This is a genomic window from Acidovorax sp. Leaf73 (genome assembly GCF_916855635.1).
In the GTDB taxonomy this organism is placed as follows: Bacteria; Pseudomonadota; Gammaproteobacteria; order Burkholderiales; family Burkholderiaceae_C; genus Acidovorax; species Acidovorax facilis.
Genome location: NZ_CAKASI010000001.1, coordinates 161,045 through 182,279, shown reverse-complemented (window position 1 = coordinate 182,279; position 21,235 = coordinate 161,045). Strand labels below are relative to the sequence as shown.

At 66.0% G+C, this 21,235-nt stretch carries 20 protein-coding genes; 1 reads left to right on the top strand and 19 read right to left on the bottom strand.

Translation table 11 applies throughout. From position 1 onward, the window contains the following. Positions 1–18: 18 nt before the first annotated feature. The 7 genes from LPA35_RS00910 to LPA35_RS00880 all read right to left on the bottom strand — a co-directional run bounded on the left by LPA35_RS00910 (position 19) and on the right by LPA35_RS00880 (position 6,669). Positions 19–1,047 (bottom strand): phosphotransferase enzyme family protein, encoded by a 1,029-nt coding sequence (locus tag LPA35_RS00910; protein WP_228894497.1) that lies wholly within the window; start codon positions 1,045–1,047, stop codon positions 19–21. Between the two features lie 194 nt (positions 1,048–1,241). Continuing rightward, positions 1,242–1,979, bottom strand: coding sequence for an SDR family NAD(P)-dependent oxidoreductase (locus LPA35_RS00905; RefSeq protein ID WP_228894496.1), 738 nt, complete (start codon positions 1,977–1,979; stop codon positions 1,242–1,244). 46 nt (positions 1,980–2,025) lie between these two features. Next, positions 2,026–3,588, bottom strand: a complete 1,563-nt coding sequence (locus tag LPA35_RS00900) for a cryptochrome/photolyase family protein (RefSeq protein ID WP_228894495.1) — start codon at positions 3,586–3,588, stop codon at positions 2,026–2,028. Further along, complete coding sequence (locus LPA35_RS00895; protein ID WP_228894493.1) at positions 3,585–4,901, bottom strand: DASH family cryptochrome; 1,317 nt, start codon at positions 4,899–4,901, stop codon at positions 3,585–3,587. Before LPA35_RS00895 ends, LPA35_RS00900 begins: the two co-directional genes overlap by 4 nt. Then, positions 4,898–5,071: a DUF2256 domain-containing protein gene (locus tag LPA35_RS00890; RefSeq protein WP_228894491.1), complete on the bottom strand. Its 174-nt coding sequence runs from the start codon at positions 5,069–5,071 to the stop codon at positions 4,898–4,900. Before LPA35_RS00890 ends, LPA35_RS00895 begins: the two co-directional genes overlap by 4 nt. Positions 5,072–5,089: 18 nt before the next feature. Next, the gene (locus LPA35_RS00885; RefSeq protein WP_228894488.1) at positions 5,090–6,106 is read right to left on the bottom strand and encodes an NAD(P)/FAD-dependent oxidoreductase; all 1,017 of its coding nucleotides are present in this window, start codon (positions 6,104–6,106) and stop codon (positions 5,090–5,092) included. Then, positions 6,103–6,669: a lipocalin family protein gene (locus LPA35_RS00880; RefSeq protein WP_121419560.1), complete on the bottom strand. Its 567-nt coding sequence runs from the start codon at positions 6,667–6,669 to the stop codon at positions 6,103–6,105. The genes LPA35_RS00885 and LPA35_RS00880 overlap by 4 nt, the downstream gene beginning before the upstream one ends. Positions 6,670–6,780: 111 nt before the next feature. Here LPA35_RS00880 and LPA35_RS00875 point away from each other — a divergent pair, with 111 nt between their 5' ends. Further along, complete coding sequence (locus LPA35_RS00875; protein WP_228894486.1) at positions 6,781–7,023, top strand: glutaredoxin; 243 nt, start codon at positions 6,781–6,783, stop codon at positions 7,021–7,023. A 24-nt stretch (positions 7,024–7,047) separates the two neighbouring features. On the opposite strand, the gene LPA35_RS00870 is transcribed toward LPA35_RS00875, so the two are convergent. The 12 genes from LPA35_RS00870 to LPA35_RS00815 all read right to left on the bottom strand — a co-directional run bounded on the left by LPA35_RS00870 (position 7,048) and on the right by LPA35_RS00815 (position 21,146). Continuing rightward, the gene (locus LPA35_RS00870) at positions 7,048–7,515 is read right to left on the bottom strand and encodes a DM13 domain-containing protein (protein ID WP_228894484.1); all 468 of its coding nucleotides are present in this window, start codon (positions 7,513–7,515) and stop codon (positions 7,048–7,050) included. Positions 7,516–7,595: 80 nt separating this feature from the next. Continuing rightward, a complete protein-coding gene (locus LPA35_RS00865; RefSeq protein ID WP_121419559.1) occupies positions 7,596–8,462 on the bottom strand; it encodes an alpha/beta fold hydrolase in 867 nt (288 codons plus the stop codon). 43 nt (positions 8,463–8,505) lie between these two features. Further along, entirely contained in the window at positions 8,506–9,654 is a 1,149-nt protein-coding gene (locus LPA35_RS00860; protein WP_228894475.1) for an ABC transporter substrate-binding protein, read from the bottom strand. A gap of 121 nt (positions 9,655–9,775) precedes the next feature. After that, positions 9,776–11,944, bottom strand: a complete 2,169-nt coding sequence (locus LPA35_RS00855) for a D-(-)-3-hydroxybutyrate oligomer hydrolase (RefSeq protein ID WP_228894474.1) — start codon at positions 11,942–11,944, stop codon at positions 9,776–9,778. A gap of 91 nt (positions 11,945–12,035) precedes the next feature. Then, positions 12,036–13,109: a branched-chain amino acid ABC transporter permease gene (locus LPA35_RS00850; protein ID WP_121419556.1), complete on the bottom strand. Its 1,074-nt coding sequence runs from the start codon at positions 13,107–13,109 to the stop codon at positions 12,036–12,038. A 12-nt stretch (positions 13,110–13,121) separates the two neighbouring features. Next, on the bottom strand, positions 13,122–14,111 hold the full coding sequence (locus tag LPA35_RS00845) for a branched-chain amino acid ABC transporter permease (protein WP_055400436.1): 990 nt from the start codon (positions 14,109–14,111) through the stop codon (positions 13,122–13,124). Positions 14,112–14,226: 115 nt separating this feature from the next. Then, entirely contained in the window at positions 14,227–14,970 is a 744-nt protein-coding gene (locus tag LPA35_RS00840) for an ABC transporter ATP-binding protein (RefSeq protein WP_121506991.1), read from the bottom strand. Further along, positions 14,967–15,740 carry an ABC transporter ATP-binding protein gene (locus LPA35_RS00835; protein ID WP_228894470.1) on the bottom strand — a complete coding sequence of 258 codons (774 nt, stop codon included), beginning with the start codon at positions 15,738–15,740 and terminating at the stop codon, positions 14,967–14,969. Before LPA35_RS00835 ends, LPA35_RS00840 begins: the two co-directional genes overlap by 4 nt. A gap of 82 nt (positions 15,741–15,822) precedes the next feature. After that, positions 15,823–17,298 (bottom strand): PHB depolymerase family esterase, encoded by a 1,476-nt coding sequence (locus LPA35_RS00830; RefSeq protein WP_228894468.1) that lies wholly within the window; start codon positions 17,296–17,298, stop codon positions 15,823–15,825. A gap of 184 nt (positions 17,299–17,482) precedes the next feature. Then, the gene (locus LPA35_RS00825; RefSeq protein WP_228894466.1) at positions 17,483–18,676 is read right to left on the bottom strand and encodes a substrate-binding domain-containing protein; all 1,194 of its coding nucleotides are present in this window, start codon (positions 18,674–18,676) and stop codon (positions 17,483–17,485) included. Positions 18,677–18,827: 151 nt separating this feature from the next. After that, on the bottom strand, positions 18,828–20,336 hold the full coding sequence (locus LPA35_RS00820; protein WP_228894464.1) for a sigma-54-dependent Fis family transcriptional regulator: 1,509 nt from the start codon (positions 20,334–20,336) through the stop codon (positions 18,828–18,830). Between the two features lie 129 nt (positions 20,337–20,465). Beyond that, positions 20,466–21,146, bottom strand: coding sequence for a DUF2325 domain-containing protein (locus LPA35_RS00815; protein WP_228894462.1), 681 nt, complete (start codon positions 21,144–21,146; stop codon positions 20,466–20,468). Positions 21,147–21,235 lie beyond the last annotated feature (89 nt).

Genomic DNA, 21,235 nt, shown 5'->3' with positions numbered 1-21,235 from the left:
CACGAGGAGATTGCCGCATCAGCCGGGTGGCAACTCCAGGCGGGCCCAGGCGGCCATCACATCGGGCTGCTTCTTGATCCAGTCGGCAGACATCATGTTGGCGCCCCAGTGGTGGATGCGCGCCACGCCCTCCCCCATGTTCCACAGGTGCCGCAATTGCACGAAGAGCGGCAAGGCAGCGAGGTCGGCATCTGTGACAAGGCCGCCCCCTGCGCGGTAGCCGGCCAGGTACTGCTGCCAGCGCTTGAGCAAGGCTTCGTCGGGCTCCATGGGGGCCTTGCGCGGCAGGTTCGACCACAGCCACACACACAGGTCATAGGTCAGGAACCCTGGTCCGGCGTCGTCAAAGTCAAAGAAGGCGGCGCGCTGCACACCATCGGCATCGGTGGTCACATGGTTGTTGAAGCCATGCGTGTCGCCGTGGCACATCACGCGGGTCAAGGTGCCCTCAACTTCCGCCAGCTCGCTCAGAAGGCGCTCAATCAGTTGCCGGTAGGCATCGAGCACGGCAGGGTCGATCTCGGGATGGGCGGCAAGGTAGTCCAGCGTGCGGCCTGCAAGGTGGTGGCCGTCCAGCACATAGCGGCTTGCGGGGCCTGCGTAGCTTTGCGCGGCGCGGTGAATTTGCGCCAGCGTGGCGCCAGTCAAGTGCAGTTCTTCTGGCGTATCGGGCACGGCGCCGTCGCAGTGGCGAAACAGGACCAGCGCACGCGGCCCCTCAGGGAACGGCAGGGTAACGCTGGCAGCACCATTCGCCGCCAGGACCGGCGTGGCCACGCCCACACCCTGTGCGTGCAGGTGGTCCAGCAGCGCGACCTCGAAATCCACATTGAACGGACCGCGCGGCCGGATGGCGCAAAGCCGCGCCACGTAGCGGCTGCCATCCGCGGCCCGCACGGCGTAGTTGTCATTGAGGTTGCGGCGGATCAGGTAGCACTGCTGCACTGGCAGGCCGTAGTGCTGCGCCACCCAAACACTCACGGCAGAGGCAGCGGCTGTGGTGTGCGAGGCAATCGGGCTGAGGTCCTGCGAGGTTGGTGAGAGCATGCGGCATTCTCCATGCATGCAGCATGAAGCACCCGTGCGACGTGGTTCGATGGGCTTGCGCCCAGACGTTGTCGCTGCCCCCAGGCTGGTACTAGCGGGAAAACAGCTACATCATGAGAAATTGCTTGAAAGGGCTGCTACCGCCCGCTGGTATTGCACCATCGGTATCAAAACCATAGCAATCCACGTCGCCATCACCACGGCAGCTTGTCGCCGCTGTAGGCGTAAAAGCACCCCGTTTCCTCCACCGGCAACCCATCCAGCACCCGCAGCATGTCGCCCGCCGCATCGGCTGCCGGGCGGCCAATCTCCGCGCCATTGAACGGGGCCGACAAGGCCGAGTTGACGGTGCCCGGGTGCAGCGCCACCAGCACCGCCTGCGGGTGGGTGCGCGCCACTTCGATGGACGCCGTTTTGACCAGCATGTTGAGCGCGGCCTTGCTGGCGCGGTAGCTGTACCAGCCGCCCAGGCGGTTGTCGCCAATGCTGCCCACCTTGGCCGAGAGCACGGCCAGCAGGCCGCGCCCCTGCTTGGGCAGCAGCGGTGCAAAGTGGGCCAGCACGAGAGCGGGGCCAAAGGTGTTGGTGCGGAAGGTGGCTTCCATCTGCGCGTAGTTCAATTGGCCCAGGCGCTTTTCAGGCATGCCGTGGGGGCCGTGCAGCAGGCCAGCGGCGTGGATGATGCAGTGCCAGGGGCCCTGGGCCTTGAGTTGCTGGGCGGCGTGGGCAATGGTGGCTTCGTCGTCCAAGTCCACCGCCGGGCCGGTGTGGCGGCCCAGGCCCACGACCAGTGCGCAGCGCGGATCGGCCTGCAAGTGGGCGAGGAAGGCGCTGCCGATGGCGCCGGTAGAGCCGATGACCAGGGCGCAGTAACCGTCGGGCAGGGACTGCAGGGACGCGAACGGCGAGGCGGGTGGCTGTGGGTTAGACATAGCGCGGTCCTGCGGTGGGGGTTTCGTGGGGTGATGGGCAGGCGGGCTACAGCGCATCCAGCCGCGTGCGCAAGCTGGCCGCATGCTCACGCAGCGTATCGAGCTGCGGGCCCTGCATCTTTTGCAGCTGGCGGTACACCATGCCGAGGCGGAAGTTGTTGCCCAGCGTGCCTTCGTTGCGCGCAAAAAAATCCCAGTACAGGGCGTTGTACGGGCAGGCGCGGTCACCCACCTTGAGCTTCTTGTCGTAGTGGCAGCCGCTGCAGTAGTCGCTCATGCGGTCGATGTAGGCGGCGCTGCTCACATAGGGTTTGGTGGCCAGCAAGCCGCCGTCGGCAAACTGGCTCATGCCCACGGTGTTGGGCACTTCCACCCATTCAAAGGCGTCGATGTAAACGCCCAGGTACCAGCGGTGCACGGCGGCAGGTTCGAGCCCCGCCAGCAGCGCAAAGTTGCCGATGACCATGAGGCGCTGGATGTGGTGGGCGTATGCATCCTGAAGCGACTGGCCCAAGGCGTGCTGCATGCAGCGCATGCGGGTGTTGCCCGTCCAGAACCAATCCGGCAGCGGCGTGTGGTGGCCCAGGGCGTTGCGCTCGTCGTAGCCAGGCATGTGGGCCCAGTAGATGCCGCGCACGTATTCGCGCCAACCCAATATCTGGCGGATGAAGCCCTCCACGGCAGGCAGGGGCGCAGTGCCTGCGTGGTAAGCGGCTTGGGCGCGCTGCACCACCTCGTGCGGGCGCAGCATTTTGGTGTTGAGTGCGAAGGACAGCAGGGAGTGAAAGAGCCGCGCGCTCTGCGTGCTCATCGCGTCTTCGTACGCGCCAAAGTGCGGCAGCGTGGTGGTGATGAAGTGGTCGAGCCACGCCAGTGCCTCGGCCCGGTTCAGCGGCCAGCGCAGTGCATGGGCCTGCGGGTTGCCAAAGCTTTGCACGCCTGCGGCCTGGAGGGTGGCCCACAGGGCGCTGTGGTCGTGCGTGGGGCGGGCGTCGGGCGGCAGTGCAGGGGTGCCGGGCCAAGGCTTGCGGTTGTCGTGGTCGTAGTTCCACTGCCCGCCTTCGGGCTCGCCCGCCGCGTCGATCAGCACGCTGTAGCGCTGGCGCATGCGGCGGTAGAAATGCTCCATCAGCCACTGCTTGCGGCCTTGGAACACCTCGGCCATTTCGGTGCGGGTGGTGTAGAAGTGCTCGCTGCTGACGGACTGCACGGCAAAGGGTTGCTCTGCACCCCAGGTGCGCAATTGCTCGTCCAGCCGCCATTCGTCAGGGTGCTGGTATTGCAGCGTTTGCGCGCCGTAGTGGGCCATGAGAGCTGCCAGGTTGTCGGGGATGGACTGGCGGGTGCTGGCATCGTCAATCGCCACATAGCGCACGCGGTGCCCAGCCTCGCGCAGGTGGCGGGCCAAGTCGCGCATGGCGGCAAAAATGGCGAGGATTTTTTGCGCGTGGTGCAGCACATAGTCGGTCTCTTGCCGCACTTCCATCAGCACGTAGACCACGCCTTCGTCCGGCGTGGCAAACCATGAATGCTCGGGGTTAAGCTGGTCGCCCAGAAGCAGGCGAAGCGTGTGGGCACGCTGTGGGGTAGAGGGTTGTGGCGTGCTCATGCCGTGCCCCATAGGCGGCGGTAGCTGCCGTCGGCATCGTGGTCTTGCGCCTGCTTGGTGGGGTTGAAGCGGCGGCCCCCGCGCGGGTCGGTGCCGCGCCCGGCGATGTAGAGCCAGTTGGCCTGGTTGCTGTACACGTCGTAGTCCACCAGTTGCGATTCAAACCACGCGGCGCCAGCGCGCCAGTCGCTGTGCAGGTCGTAGATGAGGTAACTGGCAACCACCTGGCGCAGGCGGTTGCTCAGATACCCGGTGGCAGCCAGCTCACGCATGGCGGCATCGACCAGCGGCTCGCCCGTCTCGCCCCGGCACCAGCGTTCAAAGCCGCGCGGGCTGAGTGGGGCGTGTGGCAGTTCTGACAGCCCCCGCGCCCGGTACAGCGCTGCGCCGTATTGCAGGTGCAGCAGCCGAAAGTAGTCGCGCCACAGCAGTTCAAACCACAGCCAGTAGGTGCCATCGTTGGCGCCGTGGTCGCGCTCAAAGGTTTTTAGATCGGCATAGATCTGGCGCGGCGAGAGCGCCCCCGTGGCCAGCCAGGGCGAGAACTTGCTGGAGTAATGGAGCCCCGTGAGCCCGTTGCGCGTGTCCTTGTAGCTGTGGGGCAGCTTGCGGGCAAGGTGCTGCGCCAAGTGGGCCAGCGCGGCAGCCTCGCTGCCATCGCATGCAGGTGTGCCGTAGGGGAAGGATGAGCGGGCATCACTGCCCTGGGGCGATGCGGCTTGCTGGATGCTGGCAGCGCCCTGCTCTGCGCCCACGGCTTGCAACACGGGCGCAGGCACTTGGGGCGGTGGCAGCAGCCGGGCGGGTGCTGGCAGTGGTGCAGCGGGGGTAATGCCTGCACGCTCGACCTTTTGGCGAAACGCAGTGAACACACCGGGCAGGTCAGAGGCAGGCCAGGGCATGTCGGCCGGGTGCAGCAGGCTGCTGTGCCATAGGGTACGCACCTGCAGGCCTGCCGCGCGCAGGGCAGCGACCTCTGCCTGTTCGTAGGGGGCGGCAATGTCTTCGCACACCACGGTGGTGGCCCCCACAGCCTGGGCCAGTTGTGGCAAGGCGGTGGCGGGTGGGGTCTGACAGATCAGCAGCGGGTTGCCCAATGCACTCGTCTGTTGATGCAGACCGCGCAGCGCCGCGGCAGTGAAGGCGCGACGGTGGGAGCCGACGCGGGCAAAACCCCAGGGCGTGCGTTCATCGGGCGCGGGCAGGCACACCAAGGGCAGCAGATGCGTAGCCCCGCTGGTGAGCGCTGCGTGCAGCGCGGGCTGGTCGTGCAGCCGCAGGTCGTTGCGAAACCAGAACAGCACGGCGCTCATGCAGCGCCCTCCTCCGCAGCTTTACCGGTGCGCTTTCGTTCGCTGCGGCAGCGGTCGGAGCAGTACTTCACCTCGTCCCACACTTTCTCCCACTTCTTGCGCCAGGTGAAGGGCAGGCCGCAGTGTTGGCAAGTCTTCTGTGGAAGGTCTGATTTTTTGCGCATGCGCATGGCGGGCCTGTGGGTGGGTTACGCAGGCTTCAACACCTGCTGGGCCAGCGCACGCCCGCTGAGCCACGCACCTTCGACCTTGCCGCCATGGAGCCAGTCGCCACACAGGCCCAGGCGCATTTGCGCATCCCACCAGCTGCCCTGCGTGAGCGCGGGTTCGGTGTCGGCATAGCGCCAGCGGTGGGCGGTGGCGGCCAAAGGTGCGGGGCCACCCAGGGCGGCAAAGGCGGCGAGCAGGGCGGCGGTGACGGCCTCAGCGCTGTCTTCGATGTGGGCTTCGCTCCATTCGGGGCTGGCGTGCAGCAGCCAGGTTTCTTGCCCCGTGCGGCCGGGTTTGCTGCTGTCGCGCGCCACCCAGCGCAGGGGGCCGGTGTTGATGAACGCCCCCTCCCACGGCAGGGCCACGGGGCTGGCGTAGCGCAGCATCACGGCCCAGCTGCCACGCATGCGTGCACTGGCGGCCAAGGCGGCGCCTGCGGGGGACACTGGGGCCAGCAAGGGCACGGCCTGCGGGGCGGGCACGGCCAGCAGCACTGCGCTGTAACGCGGGCTGTGCGGGCCATGTTCTGCCGAGGTGATGGTCCACCCGCCCTCGCTGTGGTCCAGCCGCTGCACGGTGGTTTGCCACTGCGCCAGCGCAGGCTCGCCCAGATGCTGCACCAGCCAGGCGGCGGGCGACGTCATGCGCGGTGTGCCCACAAATCGCTCCAGCGGGGTGACCGGGGTGGTCCAGGCGTTGCCGTCAAAGCTGGCCAGCTGGGCATCCCACAAAGCCGCCACACCGGCTTGCTGCCAGCGGGCCACCTCGGCGCGAAAGGCCGGGTCGCGGGCAGTGAAATACTGGGCGCCGTGGTCGCACTGCCAGGGGCCGCTTTCATCTTCGGCGCGGCGGGTGCTCATACGGCCAGACGGGCCACGGGATTTGTCGAACACATGCACCGTGTGCCCCGCCTGCAGCAGCGCCTGTGCGCACGACAAGCCTGCCAGGCCTGCACCCACAACGGCGATGGGCAAAGGGGTCGCGGTGCTGATCATGGCTGAGGGTCTGTGCGTTCGTGGGTCACCCAGATCAGGTCCTGGGTGTCGATGCCCAGCGCGCTGGCGCGGGCGATGAGCTGCTCGCGCACACCGGGGGGCAGTTGCTTGGTGCGCGACAGGATCCAGCAGTAACTGCGGTCCGGCCCCACTACCAGAGCCCACTGGTAGTTGGCATCCAGCGCGGCCACGTGGTAGCCGCCGTAAAAGGGACCAAAGAACGACACCTTGAGCGATGCAGTGTTGGCATCGCCCGTGAACAGCGCTTTGCCTTCCGCCTGGCGCCAGTCGTTCTTGCCGGTGTCAAAGCCCCGGTTGAGCACGCGCACGCTGCCGTCCGCCTGGCGCTGGTAAGTGGCGCTCACATCCGTCATGCCGCGCTCGAACGAGTGGTCAAGCCGGGCCACCTCGTACCAGCGGCCCTCATAACGGGCTAGGTCAAACGGGGTGACGGGGGTGATGCCCTCGGGCGGGCGGGTGGACGAGCAGCCACTCAAGGCAAGCAACGCCACAGCAAGCCCCAACCAGGCGCAGCGGCGGAAGCAGGATAGGAAGAAGGGCATAAATTACCAATTGGTCACAAAACAAACCAGTTGGTATTCTGCCATCACAAACGCTGTTGTGGCGAAAGCCCGGCGCGGGCGCTTGCCATGGCCCACCCGTAAACTCCGGCCATGACTTTTCAAATCACCGTTTACTCCAAATCCGCCTGCCCCCAATGCGATTCGGCCAAGAAGCTGCTGCAGTCGCACTCCCTGCCTTTTGAGGAAATCAAGATCGACGACGAGGCCGAGCGCCTGGCGTTTTATGCCAAGTGCGGGCCTTCGGTGCGGCAGATGCCGCAGATCTTCATCAACAACCAGCGCGTGGGCGGGCTGGCGGGGCTGCAGGCTGCGCTGGCGCAGATCGGCCAGTGACACCCGCTTTCGTCCGTCCCCTGGTTATTGGTACTTCGCAGCGGTGATGAACTCGCTGAAGGTTTCGCACCACACAATCACCGTGTTGAACTTGGCCGGGTCCACGCCCTGCGGCAGCGGGACGATGAAGTTGTTGAACGTCTTCACATCGCCCACGCGCAGCATCTGGGGCTTGAGGCGTTTGAAGTCGGCCTCGGTCTCGACAAACTCGGGCGACAGGTAGAGCTTGTAGTCCGGCCCCGGGGCCAGCTTGCCCACTAGGCTGATGGCCTGCGGGCTGATGGACACGGCGCCTTCGCCCCAGTGCAGGGCGTCGCTGTCTTTCAGGTCACGGCGGAACGTGGCAGTCCATTGCGCAGCGGGCTGGCTTGACTGGATCTCCTGCTGCGTGGGGGCGTCGGGCGCGATCAGGATCGGCAGCACATACACACCCAGCGCAAACCCGATGACCAGGGTGAGCAGGTGCGAGGCGATGAGCAGCAGAGGTTTCATGGCAACGGGTTCAGTGGACTGAGCCCAATGTACTGCGCCGCGCCCTCCCGTTCAACGCTGCGCAGCTCCCCGCTGTCCGCTCAGGATGCGCGGGCCAGAAAGCCATCCACCAGTGCGTAGTGCTCCGGCACATTGAGCGCGGGCGCGTGGCCGCAGCCGGGCACCTCCACCACCTGCGCCAGGCCACGTGCGCCGGGGCCCCGGGTCAGCATCTCGGCGGTGGTGTCGCGCAGCACCAGGTCCGACTCTTCGCCACGCAGGCACAACACGGGGATGTCGAGTGCGTCGTAGTGGTCCCAGATCAGGTAGTCGTTGGTGTGGTGGGTGAACTGCTGCACCATGGCCGGGTCGTAATGCGGCGTCACGCGGCCGTCGGGCAGGCGGCGGGTGCTGCTCTCGGTCAGCAGGCGCCACTGCGCATCGCTGAGCCAGCCGTAGGGCGTGTAGACCTGCCGGAAGAACGCCTCCAGCTCCCGCACGGTGTCGAACGCGGGCGGGTGGCCTGCGTAGGCCTTGATGCGCTCCAGCGCGGCGTCGGCCAGGCGCGGGGCGTTGTCATTGAGCAGCAGGCTCTGGATGCGGCCCTTGAGCTGCGGCTCGAACAAACCCGAGGCGCACACGGTGCCGATGGCCCCGCCCATCGACGTGCCCACCCAGTGCGCTTTCTCGACACCCAATTGGTCGAACAAATCGGCCGCAATGCGCGCGTAGAACGAGAGGCGGTATTCGTCCTGCGGTGCACGCGCCCACTGGCTCAGGCCCCGACCCAGGGTGTCGGGGCAGATCACGCGATAGCGGGACGCGAGGTGGGCGGCCAGGGGGTCCATGTCGCGCCCGGTGCGCGCCAGGCCGTGCCAGGCAATCACCACCGGCGCGTCGGGCGCACCCCACTCCGTGGTGTGGATTTCATAGCCAGCGCAGGTGAGGTAGCGCGAGGTGGGGGACATGATGGCGACCTTGTGGAACAAAGAATAAAAAAGGATCGGCGGCTCACTTCATGAGGCGACCATTGCTGCCAATGACAGTGACCTCGACATACCGTGAGCCGATGCGGTTGGTGGGGGAGTAGCCCAGCGTGATGCCGCCGAGGTCAAAGCTTTGCAGCGACTCCAGCGCCTTGACGACCTTGGCGCGCGTGGGCGCGGGCCCGGCACGGCGCAGGGCCTCGACCAGCACCTTGGCGCCCAGGAACTGCTCGAAGCTGGTGTAGTTGACCTCGGCCTCGGGGGCGTACTTCTTGAGCAGCGACTGGTATTCACGCACCACTGGCAACTGGGGCCGGTAGGGGTACGGCACCACCTGGCTGATACCCAGGCCGTGCGCGTTTTTCAGGCCCGCCAGCTTGACCAGCTCGGTCGGGTCCACCACCGAGATGTTGTACAGCTGAGCGCCGCCGCCCTGCTCGCGGTAGCGCTGGATGAAGGCCGCCGCAGGCTTGTTCACCGCGATCATGATGACCGCATGCACATCGGCGGCCTTGATGGCTTTGACGGCTTCATCCACCTTGTCAGTGTTGCGTTCGTAGCCTGCTGCCAACACCAGCTTGAGGTTGCGCTTGGCCAAGGCAGCCTCCACCCCCGCCAGGCCCGCCTTGCCAAAACCGTCGTCCTGGTACATCACGGCCACACGGTTCATGCCCAGGGTGGTGAGCTGCTGCACCATGTGCTCGGTCTCATCGACATAGCCTGCGCGCACATGGAAGATCCAGGGGTTGAACGGGTTGCGCAGCGATTCGCCCCCCGTGTAAGGCGCCACCAGCGCCGCACCGCCCTCTTGCAACACGCCGTCTGCCAGCAGCTGGGTGATGTTGGCCGTGCCCGCAAAGCCATACAGCGCCACCACCTCGGCCTTGGCCAGCATCTCGCGGGTGAGCTTCACGGTGTCGGCCACCTTGTAAGCGTCGTCGGCCACCTCCTGGCGGATGGTCGCGCCGTGCACGCCGCCCTGGGCGTTCACCCAGTCAAAGTAGATCTTGCCGCCCAGCACCATCTGTGCGCCAGTGCTGGCCAGCACGCCGGTGAGCGGTGCCACCTGCCCCACCACAATCTCGGCGGCGTGCAGCAAGGGCGCCGTGGCCCCGCCCCACAGCACCGCCAGTGCTGCCGCCGCACGGCGGCTCCATGTCTTGACCTTGTCCATTCGGTTCATCCCCTGTTTGTGTTGCTTGCAGCCGCGCCCACGGGCGGCGCAAGGGCCGATGGCCCCCACGCGTGCCCGGTGGGCGGCGGTGACGGTGTGTCGTCTGGCAAAGCTCCTTGGGTCAGTCGGGGATGGCAATGGCGCCCGCCGTGATGGCGATGGCGTTGGCGGCAGCAGGCGTGGTAGCCAGCGGCGGCACGTTGGCGGCGGTGATGGCCGGGGCGCTGCCCGGTGTGCCGCCGCGCGGCACGGTGCGCACCACCTGGCTGGCGGGCAGCGCCTTGCCGCTGGCGAGGTGGTCGTACACGGCGTCGAGCGCGTGGTTCAGGTACACATGCAGCGGCACGTAGCGGCTGTCATAGCCCGGCAGCACCGTGGGCAGGCCTATGAAGCTGTCGAAGTGCTGGGCGTTGGCCACTTCCACATAGCTGAGCTTGCTGGCGGCGCCTTCGACCTTCTTGTTCAGCGCGGCATAGGGGCGCGAGGTGTGGCTCACCGGCAGCAGTGCGTCGGCGCGGCCGTGCACGATGACGGTGGGCTTGCCACGCAGGTTGCCGTTGCGGCGGGTTTCCTGAACACCGGCCTGCAGCTTCTTGGCGGCGGCGTCATTGCCCGTGACGAGGTTGCGCAGGCACAGCGCGCCGCTCAGGTTCCAGTCGGCTACACCGGCGTCCGAGAACGACAGAAAGTCTCGCGCGGGCCCGAACTTGCCAAGGTTGTTGACCAGGTTGATGCCGCCCGAGGGAGGCACGCCGTTGCCGGTGGCAAACATGCCTGGCAATGCAGCGGCGGCCAGCGGGGTGACCCCGCCAGTGGCCGCGGTGGCGGCGTAGCTGAAGCCGCAGAGGTTGTCTTGCACGCTGGCGCGCGAGAGGCCGTTGGCAAAGGTCACGGCCACGGCGGGGGACACTTCAAACGCGGCCATGGAGGCATGCAGGTCGTTGGACTCGGGTTCCCAGCCATAGGCCCGCAGCTTTTGCAAAGCCTCTTCGGCCTGCGCGGCCGTGGTGCTGGCTGTGAGCAAACCTGCCGCCTTGAGCGACGCGCAGCGGTTGGGCGCGATGGGCAACGCAGCGCTGGCAAACCCGGCCGCAAACGCCGCCGCAAAAGGGCTGGTGCTGACCGAGGGCGCGAGCGACGCGCAGGCCTGGTAGAGGTTGGCGTAGGTGGTGAAGTCCACCAGCGTCTTGCCGGTGACAGCCACATCGGCGCTGCCACGGCGCACCGTGACGCCGGGATTGGCCGGCATCTCGATGGCAGGCTCGGACACGGCCACGCCGCTGATCAGGCCCTGCGTGTCCAACTCGGCCGCCGCAATGGCCGCGCCACCGCCGTTGGAGATGCTCGATGCGATGACGATGGTGTTGGCCGGGGTCAGCGTCTTGAGGCGCTGGCCCGCTGCGTCGGTGGCGCCGTAGCGCTGGTTGAGCACGTAATAGCCAAACTCCACGGCCTGCAGCGTGCTCGTGCCCCAGTCCTTCTCAGAGTTCTGGCCCGAGTGGGCGTGCTTGAAGGCAAAGCGGTTGGGGGTGGCGGTGTTGAAGGCGGCCAGCTCGGTGGCCGTGAGACCTGCGTTGAAGGCTGCGGCCTTGCCCGCTGCGGCGGCCGTGGTGCGTGTGCCGTCGATCAGCGGCACGGTGTCGTTCATGAGGTCATGCGGCGCGCCGCCCGTGCCCTTGTCCGAGTAGGCCACGGCGCAGCCCTTCTTGAGGCCCCACTCGCCCGTGGAGATGCCGCCATACACGCCGCGCGAGCCCGAGGTGGTGGCGGTGATCATGCAGGGCTTCTTGGGGTCGAAGCTGGCGGGCACCTGCACCATGAGGGTGACGTTCTTGCGGCCTGTGCCGTCGTCGGCAAACGCGATGTATTCGGTGCCCGCCACCTTGCCTTCGCCCGTGGTGACCTTGCCCTGCGCATCCACATTGGGGCCGTAGAGCGTGCCGTAACCACCGGCTGCCGTCATGTCGAGCATGGCGCGGTAGTTGGTGTGGATGGCCGTGCGGCGCAGCTCGGCCGCCGTGGGCTTGAGGGGATCAGCAAACGCAGGGGGCGCGGCAGCGGCCAGGCCCGTGGCTCCCAGGCCCGCCGTGAGCAGGTCATTGCTGGCGCCGTCGTACGTGGTCTCGCTGATGGTGCCGAGGTAGCCGGGCTTGGTGTTGGGGGCGGCACTGTCGCCACTGCTGCCACCGCAGGCAGCCAGCACCGCAGCGGCCAGCGCTGCGGGCAGGAACGGACGGGAAAGGGGACGAGAAACGGGACGGAAACGGGGGGTCTTGATGTTCATCTTCATGTGCTTGTCTCCTGGATTTTTTCTTTGCGTCTTGTTGCACAGCTCACCCACACACCCAGGCCACGCCGGTCACCCGGCGCGGCCGGGGCATTCACCCCGCCTTGCGCGCAGCTGCCGCGCGCAGGCGCCCCACCACGCCGGTGGGGAAGTAATAGACCGAAAGGACGAAGAGCACGCCCAGCCACAGCAGCCAGCGATCAGGCGAGAGCAATGCCGACAGCCAGGGCAGACCCGTGGCAGCCTCGCTGCCTAGCCGCAGCAAGTCTTGCAGGTAGCTTTGCGCCACCAGGAAGAGCACCGCCCCGATGGCAGAGCCATAGATGGTGCCCATGCCACCGATCACCACGATGAGCAGGCAGTCCATCATGATTTCGAAGCTCAGCGAAGTGTCCGGCCCGTTGTAGCGCAGCCAGAGCGCCAGCATGCAACCCGCCAGCGTGGCGAACAGGGCAGACAGCACGCTCGATGTGGTGCGGTACACCACCACGCGGTAGCCAATAGCCTCTGCACGGAATTCGTTCTCGCGGATGGCCTGCAGCACGCGGCCAAACGGCGAGTTGACGATGCGCAGCAGGGCCAGCACCAGCGCCACCGCGGTGACGAACAGAAGGTAGTAGCAGATCAGGCGCCCATCGATGGTCACGCCCAGAAAGGGCTCTTCGAAGGGCTCGAAACTGGGCGACAGGAATTCGGGCACCTTGAAGGTCAGACCGTCTTCACCGCCGGTGATGTCGGACAGCTGCGAGGCCAGCGTCTGGAACGCAGCGGCCACCGCCAGCGTGATCATGGCAAAGAAGATGGCGCGCACGCGCAGCGAGAACAGCCCCACCGCCAGCGACAGCAGCAGGGACAGCAGCAGCGCGCCACCAATGCCCACGCCCAGCGCCGTCCAGGTGGGGCCCAGGCGCGTGGTGGCCACTGCGATGCCATAGGCCCCGATGCCAAAGAACATGGTGTGCGCAAAGCTCACGATGCCGGTGTAGCCCAGCAGCAGGTCAAAACTGGCGACCAGCACCACAAAGATCAGCACCTTGGCCGCCACCGACAGCGCCTTGACGCCCGGAAACAGGAACGGGGCAAACGCCAGCCCGATGAGGATGGCCACCAGGATCACCGCCAGCACCTTGCTGCGCGGGTAGTCGTTGGAAAGAAGACGGTTCAACATGGTCTTGTTTCCTCAGCGGTTAGCGACCGGATAGACGCCCTGGGGTCGCCACAGCAAGATGGCCACCATCAACGCGATGTTGGAGAACAGCGCCACCTTGGGCACCAGGAAGCCGGTGTAATTCGCCATCAGCCCCACCAGCAGCGCGCCAATGAGCGCACCACCCGTGCTGCCGAGGCCTCCGATGATGATCACGATGAAGATCAGCACATTGACCTGGGCGCCCATCTGCGGGATCACGTTCTGCTGGTAAAGCCCCCACATCACGCCGCCCAGGCCCGCCAGGGCCGAGCCCACCACGAACACGCCCACGAACAGGCGGCGGATGCGGTAGCCCAGGCTCTCCACCATCTCGCGGTCTTGCACGCCAGCGCGGATGAGCAGGCCGACCTTGGTGCGCGACAGCGTCCAGGCCAGTACGCCGAAGACCACCAGGCCCACCGCCACGGCGATCAGGCGGTATTTTTCGATGGCGGCATCTCCCACCAGCAGCGAACCGCGCATGGCTTCGGGCAGCGGCAGCGGGATCTGCGCGGGGCCCCAGATGACCTTGATCAGCTCTTCGCCGATGATCATGCCGCCCATGGTGATGAGGATCTGCTTCAGGTGCTGGCCGTACACGGGCCGCACGATGAAGCGCTCGAACGCCAGGCCCACGGCCCCAGCCACGGCCATGGCCACGAGCATGGCGGGCAGCACGGCCATCAGGTTGCGCCACAGGTCAGCGCTTTGGGTGTAGTCGCCCATGGCGCCCAGCACGCTGGTGGCCACGAAGGCGCCCAAGGCGATGAACACGCCGTGGCCGAAGTTGAGCACGTCCATCAGGCCGAACACCAGCGTGAGGCCCGAGGCGATGATGAAGATGATCATGCCCATCGCCAGGCCCGCCACGGTGAGCGTGAGCCAGGTGCTGGGTGAGCCGATAAAGGGCAGCACCAGCAGCGCGAGCGCGGGCACCAGGGCCAGGGGCTTCCAGTCGAAGTCACGGGTGATGGCGCTCATACGCGGCCTCCTTGCATGGCAGGCGGCATCTGCGCATTTGCTACATTTTTAATAGCTTCTAGCGCTTTACCATCAAGCGCTAGCAGCCCAAAAGGCTTGAAATCTGGTGCAAAACTCATAGTGCCAACCCCAGCAGCGAGCGCTGCAGTGCTTCGTCTTCGGCCAGCGCAGCCATGCTGCCTGCATGCACCACTTGGCCGTTGTCCATCACGGCCACGGTGTCGCCGAGCCGCTTGGCAAAGTTGATGTTCTGCTCGACCAGCAGGATGGTCACGCCGCTCTTTTTGAGCTGGTCGAACGCCTCGATCATGTTGTTGATGATGGCGGGCGCCAGGCCCTTGCTGGGCTCGTCCACGATGAGCAGGTCGCGCGGCTCGACGATGGCGCGGCTCACGGCCACCATCTGCTTTTGCCCGCCGCTGAGCTTGCCGGCCGGGTGGTTCCAGAACTTCTCCACGGCTGGGAAGAGCTTGAAGATCCACTGCAGCCGTGCCTCGTCCATCTGCGCGGCATTGCGCGCGCTGCGGGCGGCCAGCAGCATGTTTTCCTTCACCGTGAGGTCGGCAAAGATGCCCATGTTCTCGGGCACGTAGGCGATGTTCATGCCCGCGATCTGCGGGGTGTTCAGCGCCGTGATGTCTTTGCCTGCAAAGTGGACCGAGCCCTTCGACGCATGCCACAGGCCCATGATGGTGCGCAGCGTGGTCGTCTTGCCCGCGCCGTTGCGGCCCAGCAGCATGGTGAGCTGGCCCTTGGGCACGGCCAGATCCACGCCGTGCAGGATGTGGTACGCGCCGATGTGCGTGTGCACGCCCTGGAGTTCGAGCAGGTTGCCCGTGTTGTTGCTGGTGGTGGTCATACGGCGGCCTCCTTCGTCACGCCCAGGTAGGCTTCCTGCACCACGGGCGATGCGATCACCTCGGCCGGTGGGCCGTCGGCCACCAGCGTGCCGTTGGTCAGCACGATGATGCGGTCGGCCAGCTCGCGCACCACGTCCATCTTGTGCTCCACCAGCAGGATGATCTTGGTCTTGTCCTTCTTCAGCGCGCGGATCAGGTTCAGGATCACGGGCGCCTCGTCGTGGCTCATGCCGGCCGTGGGCTCGTCGAACATGTAGACCTGCGGCTCCAGCGCCATGAGCAGCGCCACTTCGAGCTTGCGCTGGTCGCCATGCGGCAGGCTGGCCACGGGCGTGTCGCGACGCTCGTACATGGCCACCGTCTGCAGGATGGATTCAGCACGCTCGGTCAGCGCACGGTGGTCGCTCCAGATGCTCCACAGGTTCAGGCCCCGGCGGTGCTTGCCCTCTTGCGTGGCCTGCACGGCCAGGCGCACGTTTTCGAGCACGCTGAGGTTGGGGAACAGGTTGGTGAGCTGGAACGCCCGGCCCAGGCCCGCATGGGTGCGCGCAGAGACGGACTGGCCCGTGAGGTCTTGCCCGCCCAGCGTGACGCTGCCACTGGTGGCACGCAGCTGCCCGGAGATCAGGTTGAAATATGTGGTCTTGCCTGCGCCGTTGGGGCCCACGATGGCGGTCAGCGTGCCGGGCTCGAAAGAGCAGGTTACGCCATTGACCGCCACGTGGCCGCCGAAGCGGATGGTCAAGTCCTTGGTGGCCAAGGTGCTCATGGGTGGTGGTTCACTTTCACGGTCTGGGTCAGTCGGTGGAAACGGTGGGGCGCCCCGCCCTGCGGCAGCGCGCCCCGGCACTTTAGGGGCATGTGCCGATCACGTAGTAATTGGTGCTGGTCTGCTTCAAGGTGTTGGTCACAAACACGTTCCACAGGCCCATGTTCTGGTTGGAGCCCAGCGCATAGGTGTAGCCCCCGGCGGCATAGGCGCGCCCAGCCAGCGTGTGGGCATAGTTGCTGGCGGTGGTGCAGGTGGCGGTGCCGCCCGAGCCCGCCAGCGTGGTGCCCGAGGCGGCGGCCGATGTGGCGCCCTCGGCCCCGTTGGCATCGGCGGCGCGCACCGTCCAGCTGTAGGTGGTGGATGCGGCCAGGCCGGTGTCGGTGTAGCTGGTGGCCGTGACGGGCAGCGCGTTGACCTTGTTGGCGTTGCGGTACACGTTGTAGCTGGCGGCGCCGCTGACGGCAGCCCAGCCCACGGCCATGCTGCTGGCCGTGGCGCCCGAGGTGCTCACGCCCGTGGGGGCAGGCAGGGCCGCCGGGGGCGTGGTGCCACCCGTTCCGCTGGAAACGCGGTCCACCATGGCCTTGATGGCAGCCATCTGCGGGCCGGACTTCTTGGAATAGTTGGCACTGTCATAGCCCCACCAGTCCCAGCAGCTGTTGGTGGCGGCCAGGCTGGTCTGCGGGTACAGCATCACGATGTTGTTGCTGTCGGCCCAGCGGTTGTAGCCGGTGTTGCGCACGTACTGCTGCTGCACGTCGTTCACGTTCTGCTTGCAGCCATGCAGCACCACGTGCAGCTTGCAAGTGGCGCTGCCGCCCGCCTGGCAGGCCTGGGGCACATAGGCCCAGCCGGTGGTGGCCATGCCGTGGTTGGTGATGAATTCGCTCTGGTTGAACTCGATGAAATTGCCGGTGGGCAGCGTGGCGTTGTTGCGTGCGTTCAACGTGCCGTACAGGTGCTGCAGCATGGCCCCAGCCAGGTCGAAGTTGCAATCGCTGATGTAGGGCGCACCCTTGGTGGAGCAGCCATTGCCGTAGTCGTCCGTCACCATCGCGTGTTCGGCCGCGATGTCTTTTTTGTAGACCACGTTGGCCGTGGGCACGAAGCTGTTGTAGTAGGTGCGCAGCGCGTCCATGGCGCCGGTCTTGACCACGCTGTCGAGCGTGCCCGAGAACAGGTAGACCTTGGAGTTTTGCAGGTTGGCCACCGGGTCGATGGTGCCCTGGCTGGCCCAGGTGTTGGTGGTGCTGACCAGCGTGCTGGTGGGGATGCCCGCAGGGCTGGCCATGCAACGCCCGGTGGCGTTGACGACCGAGCCTTCAGCGCAATAGAACGGGCCGCCCGCGACCACGCCTGCGCCCTTGGCGAACGTGGCCGAGTACGCCACGTGCAGCTGCACCGCCATGAAGCCGCCCGAGGACAGGCCCGATACCGTGGTCTGCGTCTTGTCGATCTTGAGTGCTGGCAAGTTGACGGCGGCCAGGGCGCCGCCCGTGCCACACAGTGCCATCGCAGCCCCTGCTGCAGCCGCCCGGATGAAATTGAAAGCCATGTTGTCTTGTCTCCAAATAATTTTTGAGAAAAACCGACCCAGCCCCCGTGTAATCCGGGGGTTCATGCATCAATTCACTGGAAAAAGAGGGGCGGCCGCCCCTGCGGGATGAACCCCGAAGGAGCAGGACGGTGGTCCTGTCCGACGGGCCTCGCTAACTCGCTATCGGAGTCGAAAGACCGGCTTATCGCTTGTTGCGAATGGGCACGTTCATTTCTTCAGGCTTGATCTCGCGCACCAACTCGGGCACGCCCCAGGCAAAGGCCGGGTCCACCTTGATCTTGAAGTGGTACATGCTCTGCATGGCCTGGTGGTCTTCCTTGCGGAAGGTCATCTTGCCCTTGGGCGTATCAAAACTCATGCCTTCCATGGTCTTGATGAGCTTGTTGGTGTTGGTGTCGCCATTGGTGGCCTTCAGCGCAGTGACCAGGGCCATGGCCGAGCTGAAACCACCGGCCGTGAAGAAGTCTGGCGGGGTCTTGAACTCCTTGTAGTGCGCGGCCACCAGGGCTTCGTTCACAGGGTTCTTGGGGATGCCGAAGTAGTAGTACGTGGCGCCTTCCATGCCGGGGAAGTTCTTGTACGCAGCCATAGCGGGCAAGATGTTGCCGCCCGTGGCGATCTCGATGCCGTAGCGCTTGAGGTCCAGGTCAGCGATCTTGAAGGGGTTGCCGGCGCCGGCCCAGATGATGAAGATCACCTTGCGGCCGGGCACGTCCTTGAGCTTGTCGATCAGGCGCTGGGCACCGGCGGTGAAGTCGGTGGTGGTGGTGGGCAGGTATTCCTCGTGCACCAGCTTGGCGTTCTTCAGCGCGTCCTTGAAGGCCTTCACGCCGTCGCGGCCGAAGGCGTAGTCCTGCGCCAGCGTGGCCACCGTCACACCGGCCTTGTCGATGGCTACGGCGTTGGAGATGGCGTCCTGGCTGCTGTTGCGGCCGGTGCGGAAGATGTACTTGTTCCACTTGTCGCCGGTGATGGCGTCGGCCACGGCGGGCTCGACCAGCAGGATCTTCTTGTATTCCTCGGCCACGGGCAGCAGGGCCAGTGCCACGCCCGAGGACGTGGGGCCGACGGCGATGTCGGCCTTGTCGTCCGAGTAGGCCGAGGCCAGCAGGCTCTTGCCCAGGTCGGGCTTGCCCTGGTCGTCTTTCTCGATCACCACCAGCTTCTTGCCATTGACCGTCATGCTGCCGCCGGTGGCGTAGTTCAAACCCATCATCAGGCCAGTCTGGGTCTGCTTGCCATAGGCCTCCAGAGGGCCGGTCTTGCTGTACACGTGGGCAATGCGGATTTCGCCGGTCTGTGCGAACGCGGGGGCGGAAAGTGTGGCGGCGGTAACGGCTGCGGAAGCGAGGGCGACCAGAGTGCGACGGTGCATGGCGATGTCTCCTGTTGTGATGCTTCTTTATTGCACAGTCTGTGCCAGCAGCCAAGTGCTTGATTTCAAAGAAACTTTTCCTCACACACTGGAGGCGATGCCTGAATTTAATACACAATAAATGTCTAAATTTCAGACAATTGCCTGAAATTTATTCAGGGTTTTCCAGACGTCCATAGAGCGTGGCGCGTGAGATACCGAGCTGCCGCGCCGTGGCCAGCTTGTTGCCGCCATGGGCCTTCATGGCGGCATGGATGGCCCGCTGCTCCAGTTCGGCCACCTGTTCGGCCAGGGGCCGCAGGTAGCGCGACTCGTCCTCGGCCTCGACCACCACGGCGGTGGTGTCCGGCACCGGCGCGGCGGGCTCCACTCCCGCTTCGCGCAGGATGCGTTCGAGCTGCGCCGCGTCGATGGACTGGCCCTCGCTGCGCATCACGGCCTGCTCCAGCACGTTGCGCAGCTCGCGGATGTTGCCGCGCCAGGGCTGGCCAGCGAGCAAGGCCATGGCCTCGGGCAGCAGCTCGGGCGGTGGCGTGCCGTTGCGCAGCGCCAGGTCATCGCCCAGAGCCTCGACCAGTGCCGGAATGTCACTGCGCCGCGCACGCAGTGGTGGCACGCGCACCGGCAGCACGTGCAGGCGGTAAAACAGGTCTTCGCGGAACTTGCCTTCACGCACCAGGCCAGCCAGATCGCGCGAGGTGGCGGCCAAGATGCGTACGTTGAAGGGCACGAGCTTGTTGCTGCCCAGCGGCTCGATCTCCCCTTCCTGCAGCGCGCGCAGCAGCTTGGCCTGCAGGCTTTGGGGCATATCGCCGATTTCGTCGAGGAACAGCGTGCCGCCATCGGCCAGCTTGAACTTGCCATCGCGCCCCTTGGCCGACGCGCCGGTGTAGGCGCCGGGCGCCACGCCAAAGAACTCGGCCTCCAGCAGCGTGTCGGGCACGGCAGCGATGTTGACGCTGACAAACGGGCCGCTTGCACGGCTGGATGCAGCGTGGATGGCGTGGGCCAGCAGCTCTTTGCCGGTGCCTGTCTCGCCCAGCAGCAGCACCGGGCTGGTGGACTGCGCTGCACGGCGTGCCTGGCGCTTGACCTCGGCCGCAGCGGGGCTCGACCCGATGAAGCTGGCAAAGGTGTATTTGGACCGCCGCTCGCCGTCACCCGCCACCGTCAGGCTGCGCCGCCGCTGGCTGGCCAGCTCGCGCCGGGCATCGTCCAGGTCGCGCTGCAGCAGGGCAAACTTGCTGATCAGCGGCTGCAGCGTGGTCTCGGGGTGGTCGAACAGCACGATGCCGATGGCGCCGATCACGCGGTCCGCATCGTCGCGCAGCGGGATGCGGCTGACCACGAAGGTGCCAGCCTTGTTGGTGAGCAGGTCGATCAGCACGGGCTGGCCGGTCTCCAGCACGCGGCGCATCTGGGTGTTGGGGATGACCTCCTCCACCGTGCGGCCGACAAACTGGTCCACCGAAGAGAACCCAAGGTCGGGCAGAAAACGCTGGTAGCCCTCGTTCACCCACACGATGCGCCCGCTGCGGTCCACCAGGAACATGCCCTGGCTGACGCTGGAGAACAGCTGAAACATGGAGCGTGCCGCCAGTTCCAGGATGCCCTGGGCATCCAGCGGCAGTGCGGGGGCGTCATCGGTGAGCAAAGGCATCTGCGGATGGTAGCGCGGCGGGGTGGGCCGAAGAACAGTCACGCCGCTGTCACCGCGCAGCTGCCGCGCATTTACCTGCAAATCCAGATGCTACTATTTTTATAGCCATGAGCACAATATCATCAAGCGCTAGAGGCTATTTTTATCCAGAACCACATACCCGTCGGTCGCCTGTGCATTGCCCACCGGGCGCTGTGCGCGCGTCATGCGCAGAACCACCATGGGCTGAACGGCGGCCAGCGCCTCAGCCTCGCGCACGGCCAGGGGTTGGTCCACCAGGATGCAGGGCTTGCCCGTGCGGCGGCAGTGGTCCTGCACGCGCCAGTACTCGTCATGGCTGATGCAGCCCGTCTGGCAGATCACCAGGTCGGCAGCGGCCAGATTGGCGTCCAGGGTGCCGTCCGGCGCGGCATCGGGCTCGGCGCAGCCTTTGCCCTTGGCCGCAGAAGGATGGCCTGCCACGCCCAGACTACCTTCGGGCTGCACGGGCTGGGCGGGCGCCTCGGCCGCCAGCTGCCAGCGCAGGCATTCGCGCGACAGACTGGCAATGCGCTCGGCCAGCATGCTGATGTGGCGGGCCATCGCCTTGCGGCGCGGCAGGCTGGGGTGGGCCGCTTTCCACTGCGCCAGCGCATCCTGCGCCATGGCCAGGCGCGTGTCCCGCACGATCACCTCGGCACGCAGCCGCAGCACCTGGGCCTGGAGGGCATCTATCTGTGCCGCCTGGGCTGCCACCGTGGCACTGCAGCGCTTTTGCACATCGCCCAATTGGCGGCAAAGTGCCAGAAACTCCTGCGGAAGTGAATGCATGCGCCACCTTTGCAAATAAGAACTATTCGCATTTTATGGTACGATTCACGGCTTGTGAGCACGCAAGTCACCTTGGTGGGGAGGGCACC